Source organism: Occallatibacter riparius, assembly GCF_025264625.1.
In the GTDB taxonomy this organism is placed as follows: Bacteria; Acidobacteriota; Terriglobia; order Terriglobales; family Acidobacteriaceae; genus Telmatobacter; species Telmatobacter riparius.
The window spans coordinates 6703524-6717624 of record NZ_CP093313.1 but is presented as its reverse complement, the minus strand read 5'-3'; the positions used below and the strand labels follow the sequence as shown (position 1 = coordinate 6717624).

The 14101-nt window shown below is 62.7% G+C and carries 9 protein-coding genes; 3 read left to right on the top strand and 6 right to left on the bottom strand.

The window, feature by feature from the left end; translation table 11 throughout:
- Positions 1 to 182 precede the first annotated feature (182 nt).
- The 3 genes from MOP44_RS27460 to MOP44_RS27450 all read right to left on the bottom strand — a co-directional run bounded on the left by MOP44_RS27460 (position 183) and on the right by MOP44_RS27450 (position 4925).
- Complete coding sequence (locus MOP44_RS27460) at positions 183 to 2654, bottom strand: ABC transporter permease (protein WP_260793762.1); 2472 nt, start codon at positions 2652 to 2654, stop codon at positions 183 to 185.
- A gap of 149 nt (positions 2655 to 2803) precedes the next feature.
- Entirely contained in the window at positions 2804 to 3685 is an 882-nt protein-coding gene (gene rsmI / locus MOP44_RS27455) for a 16S rRNA (cytidine(1402)-2'-O)-methyltransferase (RefSeq protein WP_260793761.1), read from the bottom strand.
- A gap of 121 nt (positions 3686 to 3806) precedes the next feature.
- Positions 3807 to 4925, bottom strand: a complete 1119-nt coding sequence (locus tag MOP44_RS27450) for a CBS domain-containing protein (RefSeq protein ID WP_260793760.1) — start codon at positions 4923 to 4925, stop codon at positions 3807 to 3809.
- Positions 4926 to 5088: 163 nt separating this feature from the next.
- Between MOP44_RS27450 and MOP44_RS27445 the strand changes: the two genes are divergently transcribed.
- A complete protein-coding gene (locus MOP44_RS27445) occupies positions 5089 to 7425 on the top strand; it encodes a glycoside hydrolase family 130 protein (RefSeq protein ID WP_260793759.1) in 2337 nt (778 codons plus the stop codon).
- 4 nt (positions 7426 to 7429) lie between these two features.
- Positions 7430 to 9391 (top strand): YjhG/YagF family D-xylonate dehydratase, encoded by a 1962-nt coding sequence (locus MOP44_RS27440; RefSeq protein ID WP_260793758.1) that lies wholly within the window; start codon positions 7430 to 7432, stop codon positions 9389 to 9391.
- Between the two features lie 12 nt (positions 9392 to 9403).
- Here MOP44_RS27440 and MOP44_RS27435 read toward each other — a convergent pair whose 3' ends face one another.
- The 3 genes from MOP44_RS27435 to MOP44_RS27425 form a co-directional block, all read right to left on the bottom strand.
- On the bottom strand, positions 9404 to 9568 hold the full coding sequence (locus MOP44_RS27435) for a hypothetical protein (RefSeq protein ID WP_260793757.1): 165 nt from the start codon (positions 9566 to 9568) through the stop codon (positions 9404 to 9406).
- On the bottom strand, positions 9561 to 10859 hold the full coding sequence (locus MOP44_RS27430; protein WP_260793756.1) for an ABC transporter permease: 1299 nt from the start codon (positions 10857 to 10859) through the stop codon (positions 9561 to 9563). Before MOP44_RS27430 ends, MOP44_RS27435 begins: the two co-directional genes overlap by 8 nt.
- Before the next feature lie 86 nt (positions 10860 to 10945).
- Positions 10946 to 13114 (bottom strand): S9 family peptidase, encoded by a 2169-nt coding sequence (locus MOP44_RS27425; protein ID WP_260793755.1) that lies wholly within the window; start codon positions 13112 to 13114, stop codon positions 10946 to 10948.
- A gap of 74 nt (positions 13115 to 13188) precedes the next feature.
- Here MOP44_RS27425 and MOP44_RS27420 point away from each other — a divergent pair, with 74 nt between their 5' ends.
- Positions 13189 to 14025: an amidohydrolase family protein gene (locus tag MOP44_RS27420; RefSeq protein WP_260793754.1), complete on the top strand. Its 837-nt coding sequence runs from the start codon at positions 13189 to 13191 to the stop codon at positions 14023 to 14025.
- Positions 14026 to 14101: the final 76 nt, after the last annotated feature.

Sequence of the window (14101 nt, the reverse complement as noted above, 5' to 3'; positions counted from 1 at the left end):
CTGCTCTGGGTTGGAACGCTAGAAAATGCTCCAACTCCGGCACCGTCGTGGAGTATGACTATCTGCCCGTTGCGTCGTCAAGCGGGAAATGTGAAACCCACGTGAACGTACCACGCCCAAGGTGTGCAGAGCCCTTTACATAAGGGCTCTGCATTCATGACGAACGTAACCTCGGATCCTGTCTAATCCTCTCTGAGCACGGCCAGCGGATCGACCCGCGTTGCCCGCCACGCCGGCACCAGGCTGGCCACGAACGACACCAGCACCAGAAGCGCCGTCACCGCTACGAAGGTTTCGGTGTCGCGGGCGCTCACGCCGTAAATCAGGCTGCTGGCGATCCTTCCCATCGCCAGCGCCGCCGCCAGTCCGATTCCCACGCCTGCCAGAGTTGGTTTCATCCCCTGCAGCACCACCAGGCTAGCCACGTCACGCATGCTTGCACCCAGCGCGATCCGGAGACCGATCTCCCGCATGCGCCGCTTCACCGAGTAGGCAAGCACGCTGTAAATCCCAATGGTGCACAACACCAGCGCCAGGGTGCCGAAGATGGTCAGCAGTTGCATGTTGAACCGGTGCTGCGTCAGCGTTGAGCCAACCATGTCTTCCAGCGTCATCACGTTGTCCACCGGCATGTTGCTGTTCACCTGCGCCACGGCGCCCGTAACTGCGTTGGACACCTTCAGCGGCGGCACCGTGGTTCGCACCACCAGGCTCAGCCCATACGGCCGCCAGGGTCCCATCGCTGAGTCGCTCCCCTGGGCCACCGGCCAGTAAAGCGTTGCGATCCCGGCTGAGCTGTCCAGCCCGGCCTGCTTCACGTCGCCTACAACGCCCACGACCACTCGTTCCTTGTCGGGGAAGAACGACAGCTTCAATCGGCGGCCGACCGCGCTCCCATCGGGCCAGAACTGCTTTGCCATCGATTTGCTGATCACCACTACGGCCTGCGAATCCGGCGTATCGCTTGCTTCCAGGTCGCGCCCCTCCAGGACTGGTATCCGCATCGTCTTGAAATAACCCGGCATCACCACGCGCACTGACACTTCAGGCTGCTCAGACATGGGCACCACCGGCCTCCCTTCGGCCAGTACTGGCTGATTCGAACCGCCTTCCAATGGCAGATCGTCAATGGCGGCCGCCGACTCTACGCCCGGCACAGCACGCACCCGGTCAAGCACGTCGGTGAAGAACTGCGTCTCCTGAGCCGGCGCCGTGAACTGTCTCTTCGGCACGTTGATGCTCATCGTCAAAACATTGCGCTCGTCGAATCCCGGGTTGGCAGCCTGCAGCTTCCACAGGCTCCGCACCATCAGCCCGGCGCCAATCAGCAGAACCAGCGACAGCGCCACCTCCACCGTCACCAGGGCCGAGCGCGTAAAGCCGCTGCTCGCATCTGTGTCCGTCCTGCCCAGGCCCTGCTTCAGCGCGTCGGCCACGTCGCCGCGCGTCATGCTCAGTGCCGGCAGCAGGCCTGCGATCAATCCCGTCACCACGGACAGGCCGAGCGTGAACAGAAGCACCGGAGCGCTCAGCCCGATCTCGCCCATGCGCGGCAGCTTGTCAGCGAAAAACTTCAGCAGGAGTTCGATCCCGAAATGCGCAGTGACCAATCCAAGTGCTCCGCCTGCGAGCGACACAATCACCGACTCCAGCAGGAGCAACTGGGTCACGTTCGAACGGCTCGCACCCAGCGCCGACCGGATCGCGACTTCCTTCCGCCGCGCGAACGCCCGCCCGAAAAGCAGATTCGCCACATTGGCGCACGCAATGAGCAGCACAAACCCCACCGCTCCCAGCATCATCAGCAGAGCCGGTCGCACATCGCCCACAAGGTCGTCGCGAACGGTCAGAACATTTGCGCCCCATCCTTTATCGTCGGCGGGATACATCTGCGCCAGGCGCTGGGAGATGGCATTCATCTCAGCCTGCGCCTGCGCCACCGTCACTCCCGGCTTGAGCCGAGCCACCGTCATGTAGTGGTGCTCGCCGCGCACCACGGCTTCGTCGGGTGTAAGCCCCATAGGCATCCACATCTGCGCAAAGTCCGGCTTGTGCATCTGCGGGCCCATCACGCCCACGATGGTGTACGGCGAGCCGTCCAGATTCATCGTCTGGCCAATCGCACTGGGATCGCTTCCGTATCGTTCCTTCCACAGCTTGTAGCTCAGGATGACCTCATGATTCTTGCCCGGATGATCCTCATCGGCCGTGAACAGGCGCCCATGCAGCGGCTGAACTCCCAACACCGGAAAGAACCCGCTGGAAACGCGTGCGCCTACGATCGTCTCGGGCTTCGATCCACCATCGAGCTCGAATCCGCCGCCGCTGTAGAGCGCCATTCCCTCAAACGACGTACTCTGCTTCTGCCAATCGAGGAAGTTGGCCGCCGACACGGCAAATTGCGTCATGCCCGGGAACTGCTCCTGCGGAGGCGTATGCCAGATCTGCACCAGCCGATCAGCATCGGGGAAGGGAAGCGGCTCCAGCAGCACCCCGTGCACAACGCTGAAGATGGCCGTGTTGGCGCCGATGCCCAGCGCGAGGATAACGACGGCTATGATCGTGAAACCGGGGCTCTTGATCAACTGGCGGAAGGCAAACTTCAGGTTCTGGCGCAGTCCGGGCATGGGGACCTCCACCGTGATACTCAGCACTCGCCCCTCCATCGGCGCTGGAGCCGATCCGCTGTATTTTCAATCGACTGACGCACGATGTTGCGTTTATCAGTGTTCAGGCGTGAGACCCGGTGTTCAAGATCGAACACGACTCAGGATCGGTTCCGGATCGGTTCGGCGACAAGCTCTCAGCGCCGGGCGCGCTCCCGCTGCAACTCGCGATAGAGCTCGCTCTTTGAGCGGTTCAGCTCGCGGGCAAGACGCTTGAGCGCCTCTTTCTCATCGATTCCCGATTCCGCCTGCATCCGAGCCACGCGCTCCGACAGCTTCTCCGAAATTGAGGCCGAGGCTACCGAGGCAGCCGGCGCCTCCACGATCAGAGTCATCTCGCCGCGCACCCGGTCACGAGAGGCGAGATCCTGGCGTACCTCGGCGACCGTGCCGCGGTGAAACTCCTCGTGCATCTTGGTCAGCTCACGGGCCAAAACAACTCGCAGACCCGGTCCAAAGACCGACTCGAGATCGCTGAGCGTCTCAAGGATGCGATGCGGCGCTTCGTAGAAGATGAGTGTGCGCGGGTTCTCGGTGGCCTGCGCGGCAATCTGTTCCAGGCGTGTGCGGCGCTGGCCCGCCTTCTCCGGCAGAAAGCCGAGATACGTGAACTCAGCGGGGTTGAGGCCGCTGGCCACCAGCGCGCTCAGAGCCGCATTGGCACCGGGAATCGGAATCACGGAAATGCCAGCCTCAATCGCTGCCGCGGTCAGCCACGCGCCGGGATCGCTGATCCCCGGCATTCCGGCATCGGTGACCACGGCAATACGCGCGCCCTTGCGCAGCGCATCGATGACCGTCGCCGTCCGTTCGCGCTCGTTGTGCTCGTGGAGGCTTTCTGTCGGCGTCGTGATCTGGAAATGGTTCAGCAGCTTCTGCGTCTGCCGCGTATCCTCGCACGCGATGCGGTCGGCATGCTTCAGCACGTCAAGCGCGCGCAGCGTGATGTCGCCGAGATTGCCGATAGGCGTGGCGACGAGGTAGAGACCGGGCGCGAGAGCAGCAGAGTCAGAGGGCATGGCAGTAGCAGGTCATAGTTCGCAGTTCGTAGTTCACAGTTAGCCCCATTCTCATTCACCTACACTGCGCGTTGACAGCGGTCGAAACTAAGAACTGTGAACTAAGAACTGCGAACTATTTTTATTCGGATTCCTCGCGCTCATACCGCCTCTGCTCGGCCAGCAGCGACATCGAGCTCATGAGGTTCTGCACGCTCACAATGCCCACAACCCGTCCGCTCTCCGTGACAGGAATGAGCGATAGTCCGCGGCCGGCCGTGATGCGGCGAATCGTAGTGCCCAGCGTATCCTCGGGCCGCGCCACCTGGAACGCCCGCGACATCACCGACTGCACATAGCCGTTGCCGTCGTTCCGCAGCGCGTCCACAATCCGTTGACGCGAGACGATGCCCACCAGATTCGGTCCGCGCACCACCGGGAAATCTTCCTGCAGCGAGTGCACGCAGCGCGAGAGCGCATCGGCCAGCGTGTCTGAGGGCGACAGCGTGGCGAAATCCGTCAGCATCACTTCGCGCATCCGCACCGTGTCGACGACCGACTGGAAGAAGACGCCCTGATCTTCGATCTGCGCGCCGATCATGATGAAGAACCCGGCAATGATAAGCCACCAGCTATGGAACACCATGCCGGCCACCATGGCGGCCAGCGCGATCAACTGACCCAGCCCTGTAGCGGCGCGGCTCGCCGGCCCGATTCCATGAGCGCGTGCAAAGCTGCCACGCATCAGGCGGCCGCAGTCCAGAGGATATGCGGGCAGCATGTGAAGCACGCCCAGTCCTACCTGCATCCACACCATGCTGCGGAGCAGGTGTCCTGCCGTAACCAGTGGGCGGCCCAGGATATCGAAGCTGCCTCCTGCGCCGAGGAAGAGCCCCGCGAGCGCGATAGCCGTCAGCATGTTGGCCAAAGGCCCCGCGGCCGCGAGTGCAAACTGTGCGCCGCCAGTGGTGGAGAGTTCCTGGCTCTCCGGGTCCGCATACGCAAACATGCCGCCAATCGGTATCAGAAGAATGGCACGCAGGCGCAGGCCCAGCCAGGCCGCCACCAGCAGGCGCGCGATCTCGCGCACTACAACGGCGGCAGCGAGCACGAAGCACAGGCCCACTCCGCGCAGGAATCCGAACTGGCCGCCCTCAGACACGCCAAGGCCGATGCACACCACCGCGAGCAGCAAAAAGAACGTGTGGACGCGCATCTCGACGCCCATCCAGCGCCCCAACGGGATTGACCAGCCTCGCATGCAGCTATTGTAGAGGGTCGGGCGGGCAAGTCAGTTTACAGTTCATCGTTCGCAGCTCGCGGCAGTTTCCAGCAGTGGCATAGTGTGAACTTAGGGACTGTCCACTGAATTATGCTGGGGTGCGATGCGCATGATCGCAATTGAAGCACCACGAGGAGAACTCATGAAATTCCGGGCCGCTCTATTCGCACTACTGTTCTCGATTGCCGCCGCGCACGCGCAGACTCTGCCCGACTGGGGCATAGGGCCGTTCTCCCGCCCGGCCTCAGGCAATCCCGTTATAACTCCCAATCCGCAGTCCAAGTTTGACGACCCCATCTTGCACGCCCCTGTGCAGTGGGAGGCGCTGCACACCTTCAATCCCGCGGCCATCGTCCGCGACCGCAAGGTTTACGTGCTGTACCGAGCTGAAGATAACTCCGGCACCATGCAGATCGGCATGCACACCTCGCGCCTCGGCTTGGCGGAGAGCGTCGACGGCATTCACTTCACGCGTCGCGCCGCGCCTGTCTTCTATCCCGCGGAAGACGATCAGAAAGCGCGCGAGTGGCAGGGCGGCGTTGAGGATCCGCGCATTGTCGAGCTCGAAGACGGCACCTACGTCCTCACCTACACGCAGTGGAACCGCCAGACCTACTCGGTCGGCATCGCCAGCTCGCCCGATCTCGAGCACTGGACCAAGCACGGCCCCGCATTTCTCACAGCAGCCGGCGGCAAATACGCAAAGCTCATGTACAAGTCCGCCGGCATTGTCACGCGCCTTGATGCCACGAAGGGCCGCCTCATCGCCGCAAAGATCAACGGCAAATACTGGATGTACTGGGGTGAAGGTTTCATTCATATCGCCACGTCAGACGACGCCATCCACTGGACTCCGGTAGAAGACGCAAAGGGCGATGCGATCGAGCTGCTCAAGCCGCGCGCCGGCCACTTCGATTCGACATTTCCCGAGACAGGGCCGCCGCCCATCCTCACAAACAAAGGCATCGTGGTCCTCTACAACGGCAAGAACGCAACGAGCGGGGGCGATCCTGAGCTCGGCCCGAGTGCCTATGCCGCGGGCGAAGCCCTCTTCGCCGCGAACGACCCGAAGCACCTCATCGCGCAACTTGATCAGCCGGTGTTAAAGCCTGAGCTGCCCTATGAGAAGACCGGCCAGTATGCCGCCGGCACCACCTTCGCTGAAGGCCTCGTCTTTTTTCACGGCAAGTGGTTTCTCTACTACGGCTGTGCCGACTCGCTCGTCGCAGTGGCGATGGCTCCGGGCCCGCAGCCGCCGGCCAATGTCGCACGCGGCTTTTATCTCCGTCCTGAAGACCGCGTCGTCGTCTACGGCGACAGCATCACCGAGCAGAACTACTACAACCAGTTCGTGCAGCTCTACACCGTCACACGCTTCCCACACATGCGCGTGCATTTTTATGACGCAGGCGTGGGCGGCGATCGCGTCACCGGCGGATGGGCCGGACCCATCGATCAGCGGCTCGCGCGCGATGTCTTTGTCGAGAAGCCGACCGTCATCACCATCATGCTGGGCATGAACGACGGCGGTTACCAGGCCACCACACCGCAGATCGACTCCACCTTTAAGGCCGGCTACCAGCACATCCTCGATTCGATTAAGCAGCACGCACCCGCAGCGCGCCTCACGCTCATCGGCCCTTCTCCGTTTGACGATGTGACCGCACAGCCAACGTTTGCCGGCGGTTATAACAGCGTCATGCAGCACTTTGCCGAGGAAGATCGCGCACTCGCGCAGCAGGACGGCGCCACCTTCGCCGATTTCAACCCGCTCGTCGTTGCAGCGCTCGAAAAGGCTCAGTCTCTGGATCCTCGCGTGGCCAAGCTTCTGCTGCCAGACCGCGTGCATCCCGAGCCAACCGCGCATTGGGTGATGGCCGAGGCTCTGCTCAAGGCTTGGAACGCTCCAGCTATCGTCACAAGCGTCACCATCGATGCGAAGGCCGCGCGGATCACAGGATCGGAGAACACCGCCATCGATCAGTTGAAACGCGAAGGCGACACAATCACCTGGACGCAACTCGACAACGGCCTGCCGCTGCCGTTCGACAAGGCCAATGCCCTCACGAACGTACTGCTCGAAATCAGCGATATTCAAAAGACGCTGAATCAACAGCCGCTCATCGTGAACGGCCTTGCGCCGGGTCAGTACGCGCTGCGCATTGACGATCGCGACATCGGCAAGTTCTCCGCCGACGAACTCGCGGCCGGCATCAATCTCGCCGACTACAACACCCCCATGCGCTCGCAGGCGCAGGTGGCAAGCTGGGATGTGCGTGACCTCGTCGACGCCCATTACGTCCATTCCCGCATGCGCATCCAGAACGCCGGCACGGGCGCGGAAGACGGCGGCGCCGATCGCCTTCAGGCATTTGAGGATTCTCTCGAAGACAAAATCTACGCCGAGGCTGCGCCTGTGCCGCACCATTTCGAACTCAAGCCCGTCACGGCCGCCGCGCCAGCAACGAGTGGACGATAGACACATGGCGATTTTGTTCCAGTCAGTGATCGAGTCCGCCGGCGACGACCTCTTGCGCGTTGCCACGCATGCACAAGGGCCCCAGGGATCGCTGCCCATCACGGCGGAGATGCTGCGCAATGCGCCCTCCGGCAATCTCTTCGGCCTCACGCAGAACGCCGGAATGGGCTGGGACCCGGCGCGCGTGCTCGATCCCGAGTTCCTCATCCTCAGCACGCACGGCGGGTTGCGCGCCCAAGACGGCTCGCCGATCGCGCTCGGCTTTCACTCGGGCCACTGGGAGGTCGGGCTTCTGGTTGCAGAAGCGGCGCGCGAATTGAAGGCACAGCACGCGGTGCCGTTCGCCGGCGCCTGCACCGACCCATGCGACGGCCGCACGCAGGGCACCACAGGCATGATGGACTCGCTGCCTTATCGCAACGACGCCGCAATGGTTCTGCGCCGTCTCATGCGTTCGCTGCCTACGCGCAAAGGCGTGCTCGGCGTGGCCACCTGCGACAAGGGCCTGCCCGCCATGATGATGGCGCTGGCCTCGTCAGGTGCGTTGCCTGCGGTTCTTGTTCCCGGCGGTGTTACGCTCCTGCCGGACGAAGGAGAAGATGCCGGCAAGGTGCAAACCATCGGAGCACGCTTTGCGCAGGAGCAGATCACGCTGGAATATGCCGCGGAGATGGGGTGCCGCGCTTGCGCATCCCCCGGTGGCGGATGCCAGTTCCTCGGCACCGCTGCCACCTCGCAGGTCGTCGGCGAAGCCCTGGGACTGTCGCTTCCGCATACGGCACTTGCGCCCTCAGGGCATGCAATCTGGCTGGATGCAGCGAAGCGATCCGCGCGCGCGATTCTGCGCATGCATGAACTTGGGCTAGGTGTGCGCGATGTGCTCACCCCCGCGGCGCTGCGCAACGCGATGGTGCTGCATGCGGCCTTCGGCGGCTCAACCAATCTGTTGCTGCACATTCCGGCAATTGCGTTTCATGCCGGCCTGCGCAGGCCGACGGTCGATGACTGGGCTGCGATCAATCGCGAAGTTCCTCGTCTCGTCGACGCGCTGCCCAACGGCCCGCGCGGATTTGGGACGGTGCAGGTGTTTCTCGCCGGCGCCGTGCCTGAAGTCATGCTGCATCTGCGCGCGGCCGGACTGCTCGACACAAGCGCAAAGACCGTCAGTGGCGAGAGTCTCGATGCGAGCCTCGACTGGTGGCGGCAGAGCGAGCGCCGCTCCGCTCTCCGCCGCGAACTGCGCGACCGCGACAACATCGACCCGGACGAAGTCATCATGAGTCCGGATCGCGCTCGCTCACGCGGCCTCACATCCACGGTCTGTTTTCCCGCCGGCAATCTCGCGCCCGAGGGCTCTGTGATCAAGAGCACTGCGATTGACGCTTCTCTCATCGGCAACGAGAACGTTTATCGCCATCGCGGGCCAGCGCGCGTCTTCACAACGGAAGAGGCCGCCATCGAGGCCATCAAGTCCGGTCGCGTCGGCCATGGCGATGTAGTGGTCCTCATCTGCGGCGGCCCCAAGGGCGCTGGCATGCAGGAGACGTACCAGGTGACCTCCGCTCTGAAGATGCTGCCTCACTGCAAGCACGTCGCGGTCATCACCGACGCGCGGTTCAGCGGCGTTTCGACAGGCGCATGCATCGGCCACGTTTCGCCGGAAGCGCTCGCCGGCGGCCCCATAGGCAGAGTCCTCGACGGCGACCTCATCGAGATCATCATCGATCGCACACGCCTTGTCGGATCGGTGAACCTGATCGGTGACTCCGCCGGCGAGTTCACAGCGGAAGAAGGCGTGCGACGTCTTGCCGAGCGCAGCCCGCGCGAAGACCTCCGCCCTCATCCAGATCTGCCGGACGATACGCGGTTATGGGCAGCGCTTGTACATGCCAGCGGCGGAGTTTGGGGAGGCTGCGTCTACGACACGGACATGATCCTTGCCGCGCTCGATCCGGCGACGACCTGATCGCGTAATGCTCTATCGCCGATGCTGATAAAAAGGCAGCACGATCAGCGTAGCCAGCCCAATCGCCACCAGCAGCGCAAGGAACATCAGCCCGTAAACCACCCACAAATTGATGGTTCGCGGTGCTCTATCCAGATCCTCTTCGCTTGAATCGGGTGGCAGTTGGGGCTCACTCATACTTGAGCGATTCTACCGGGTCCATCTGCGCTGCGCGCGTGGCCGGAACGGTGCCGAACACGATGCCCACGATGGTGGCCGCGCTTAGAGCGATCAAGATCGACCATCCCGAGATGGGCAGGGGGAAGTCGGTGAAGAAGCGCACCGACAAGGGCAGCGCCAGGCCCACAACCGTTCCAATCACTCCGCCTGTCAGCGAGATGATGATGGCCTCCGCCAGAAACTGCAGCTTGATCTCTCGATAGGTTGCGCCCAGCGCCTTGCGTATGCCGATCTCGCGAATGCGCGAGCGCACCGTGGCCAGCATGATGTTCATGATGCCTACGCCGCCTACCGCCAGCGTTACCGCGGCCACCAGCACCAATATGGCCGTGAGGGCATTCGACACCGTCGCCGCCATGTTCAGCACTTCGCGCAAATCCTGCGTCTTGTAAACCGAATTGGGCCGGTGCCGCGCGCTGACGATCCGCTTGATCTCCTTCGTCGCGTCAGTCACCTCTCCCATGCTGCGCATCGAGAAGTAAATCTGCTTCAGATTCTCAGTGCCGGTGAAGTAGCGCGCAACGGAGAAGGGAATCAGGATGGTTTCGTCGGCAATCTCCGACTGGCCGAAGTCGCTCACACTCTGCCGGAAGACGCCAATCACCGTGAAGGGAATTCCGCTGATCTGGAACTCACGCCCGACAGCTTCATCCGCATTGCCGTAGCGCAGCTTGGCGAATGTCTCGGTTACGACGGCGCAATTGACGTGCGCGCTCTCATCGGTCTCGTCGAAGAATCGCCCATACGGCACCAGCAGGTTGCGAATGTGCTGGTACTGCGGGCTCACGCCTAGAACCAGCGTGTCCTTCACCACGCCGCCGCCAAAGCTGATGCGGGTGTTCATCTGCAGCACGGGCGACGAGTACAGGATGCCCGGCAACTGGGCCGTGACGGCCTTCTCGTCGTCGCGAGTCAGAAAGTCGTTGTACACGACATTTTCCGATCCCGATGCGCCGCCCCCGGCATACTCGAGCTCTACTTCATTCGTCCCGATCTTCTGGATTTCGTTCAGGATGAACTGCTTGCCCGTCATTCCGATGGTGACCACCAGGATCACCGACGCCGTACCGATCACCATGCCCAGCGCCGTGAGCATGAACCGCACCTTGCTGGCGCGGAAGCTGTCCAGCGCAATCTTCAGGATCTCGCTCAGCACCATCGTCCGGCGGGCGCTCTTCAGCGTCTGCTCGAACGAGGCGCGCCGCGATGGGCGGGTATCTTGCCGGGCTGGTGCAGTAACGGGGTTCATAGGGCCACAAAGGCCGTTCCTTGTAAAAAGATGCGCCGAAGGGCCTGAGGGCTTCCACAACTTCGGCGAAAGCACTCATTTACATTCTAGTTGGACGACTGCCGATCGTATTTGTCCAGCCATTTCAGCTCTTCGCGAACCTTGATATACCCGTGCCACGGATTTTTCCCCAGCCCGTGCCCCTCGCCCGGAAACACAAGAAACGTATGCGGAATCCCAAGCGATTCGAGCGCCCGTTCCATCGCTTCGCCTTCCAGGAAGCTGACGCGGATGTCCGACCCGCCCTGCACCAGGTGCGTCGGCGTCTTCACCTTGTCAAACTGGAACAGCGCGGCTTCGCTCTGATAGAGGTTCGGATTCTCCCACGGCCGCCCACCCAGGTACCACGCGTCATCCCACGATTCATCGTCGTTGCCCCAGTTGGCCGCATGCTCCACCGCGCCCGCGCCGGTCACTGCTGACTTGAACCGCGTGGTCTGCGTGATCAGCCAGTTCGTCATGTAGCCGCCGTAGCTGTAGCCGCCGATAGCGAGGTGATCGGGGTCGGCGATGCCGTCCTTCACCAGCGCGTCCACGCCTTCCATGATGTCCTTGCCCGGTTTCGAGACAAGATGCGGTTCGATCTGCAGCATGAACTCATCGCCGTAGCCGGACGATCCGCGATAGTTCGGCCGGAAGACCAGCCATCCGTTCGCTGCAGCCAGCGTTGCCCAGTCGTACCAGTCTGCGCCAAACTTGTTGCCATCCGCGTCGGCAGGCCCGCCGTGAATCAGCGTGAACATGCGCAGATGCTTTGCACCCTTCTTGTCGGGCGGATAGATAAGCATCCCCTCCACCTTGGCCCCGTCATCTGCAGTCCACGTATAGGCTTCCCACTCCGGCTTCGCCCGCTCGCCAAAGATGGGATTCAAATTGGTCAGCGCGGTCAACTGATCAGGATGCAGCGGATCGCCGGCGAAATAAACCTGCGTCGGGTCCGTCACGGTCGACCAGCGCACCACCATTGCATTCGAGTGCAGCGCAGTCGTGATGCCGCCATAGCTACCTGCGCGCCCCGGCAGCTTTGTGGCCTTGTCGCCTTCAATCAGGTACAACTGCGTCTCCGTGCCCTTCATGCCCAGCGCAATCTCCCGCCCATCGCCCAGCAGCGAGAACTGATCGAACGTTCCGTCAAAGTTCGATCCCAGGCGCTCGACTTTGCCGCTGGCGGCATCCACCCGATAAAGCCGGCCCTGCACGTCGCGGTATTTCCCTTCAAGCGAACCGGAAGCCGCGGTTACTGCGAAGTGGAGAACCTTGCTGTCGGGCGACCAGCGCAGATTCGATTCGCTCGCCTCGTTGTGGGTAAGCTGCCGAACCTCGCCCCCGCCCGTGCTCACCATGTACATCTCAAAGTTCGCCGGCCCTTCCATGCGATGATGTACAGGCTCCGTCTCGAACGCGATTGTCTTCCCATCCGGCGAAGGCGCAATCTCGCCAATCGCATAGATGCTGCGCGCAATCGTCTCCGCGTCAGGTGGCAGAACCGGCTCGCTCTTCTTCTTATCCTTGGCGTCCTTCGCGGCGTCCCTCGCCGAGTCCTTATCGGGATGCGGCGGCGCCACGGCCACCGCGGCCACCAGCGCCGGAGCGATCGCCTGCTTCAACAGCAGGTCGCCGCGATGCTGTTCGCGCCAGCGCGTCACGTCCTTCCATTCCGCCTTCTGCGCGTCCTTCTGCTCCTCCGTGAGCGGCTGCGTCACCGAGTAGTAGATCGCCGCGCCGTCCGCCGACCATGCAAACGAGTGCGCGTCCAGCTTCTGCGCATACAGCGGTAGAGCCTCGCCGCCGTTCACTGCGATGATCCAGATGCGGCTGGCCTTGTCGTCATCGCCACCCGCGCTGCTGCCGGCGTCACCAGCCTTGCCGTTCTCCCCGGGCAGCGGCCGATCGCTCACGAAGGCGATCCATTTCCCGTCAGGGCTGAACGCAGGCGAGGCCTCATTGCCCATGTGCGCCAGCGGGCGAAGACCGCCGGCCTTCGTCCACATCCACAAATCATGACGGAACGCGTTGTTCTTCCAGTCGGGCGACTCAGTACCAATCGCCGCGGCACTTCCGTCCGGCGCCAGTGCGGTGGAAGTGATCGCGGTTGTATTGAAATACTCGTCGAGCGTAATGGGCGGCTTGCTCGACTGGCTGAATGCGGCGAGACCCGATGCCGCAACATGTAAGCTCACAGATGCAATGGCAATGCACAGGCTTTGGGGACGCATACGAGCAATATAATTGCGCTCGCGATGCGCTGTGGCATTTCACCCCAAACCAAATGCGCCGGGACCCTGAACCAATGAATCGAATCGACGCTCATCAGCACTTCTGGAACTACGACCCAGTCGAATACGGCTGGATCGACGAGCCCATGGCGGCGCTGCGCCGCGACTTCCTGCCGCAGGATCTGAAGCCGTTGCTCTCCCAAGTGGGATTCCAAGGCTGCATCGCCGTGCAGGCGCGGCAGTCGCTCGAAGAAACCCGCTGGCTCCTCTCCCTCGCCAAGCAGAACGATTTCATTCGCGGCGTGGTTGGCTGGGTCGACCTCCGCTCCGCGCAGCTTCCGGATCAGTTGCGAGACCTCACGCGCGACCCGAAGCTCGTAGGCGTGCGACACGTCGTGCAGGCGGAGCCCGACGACGACTTCATGCTGCGCGCCGACTTCCGCCGTGGCATCGCGCAGCTTGCGGCCTTCGGCCTCGCCTACGACATCCTCGTCTACCCGCGCCAGTTGCGGGCCGCGGTCAAGCTCGTCAGCCAATTCCCGGAGCAGCACTTCGTGCTCGACCACATCGCCAAACCGCTCATCGCGCAGGGCGCGATCGAGCCCTGGAACACCGAAATTCGCGCCCTCGCGCAGTTCCCGAACGTCATGTGCAAGGTCTCCGGCATGGTCACAGAGGCGCGCTGGACCGGGTGGCAACCCGAGGACTTCCGCCCCTACCTCGACGTGATCTTCGAAGCCTTCGGGCCCGAGCGCATCATGATCGGCTCCGACTGGCCCGTATGCACGGTGGCGGCCGATTATCACGAGACCATCGGCATCGTCACGGACTACATTGACGGGCTCTCCACGGCCCAGCAGGACGCGATCCTCGGTGGAAACTGCGCCGCGTTCTACCGCCTGCCGGAATGACCCGGTGCCGGACCGCACGATCTTTGGGTGCCCCATCCTTGCGGTCTTTTCGCCGCAAGGGTGGGATAGCACGAAA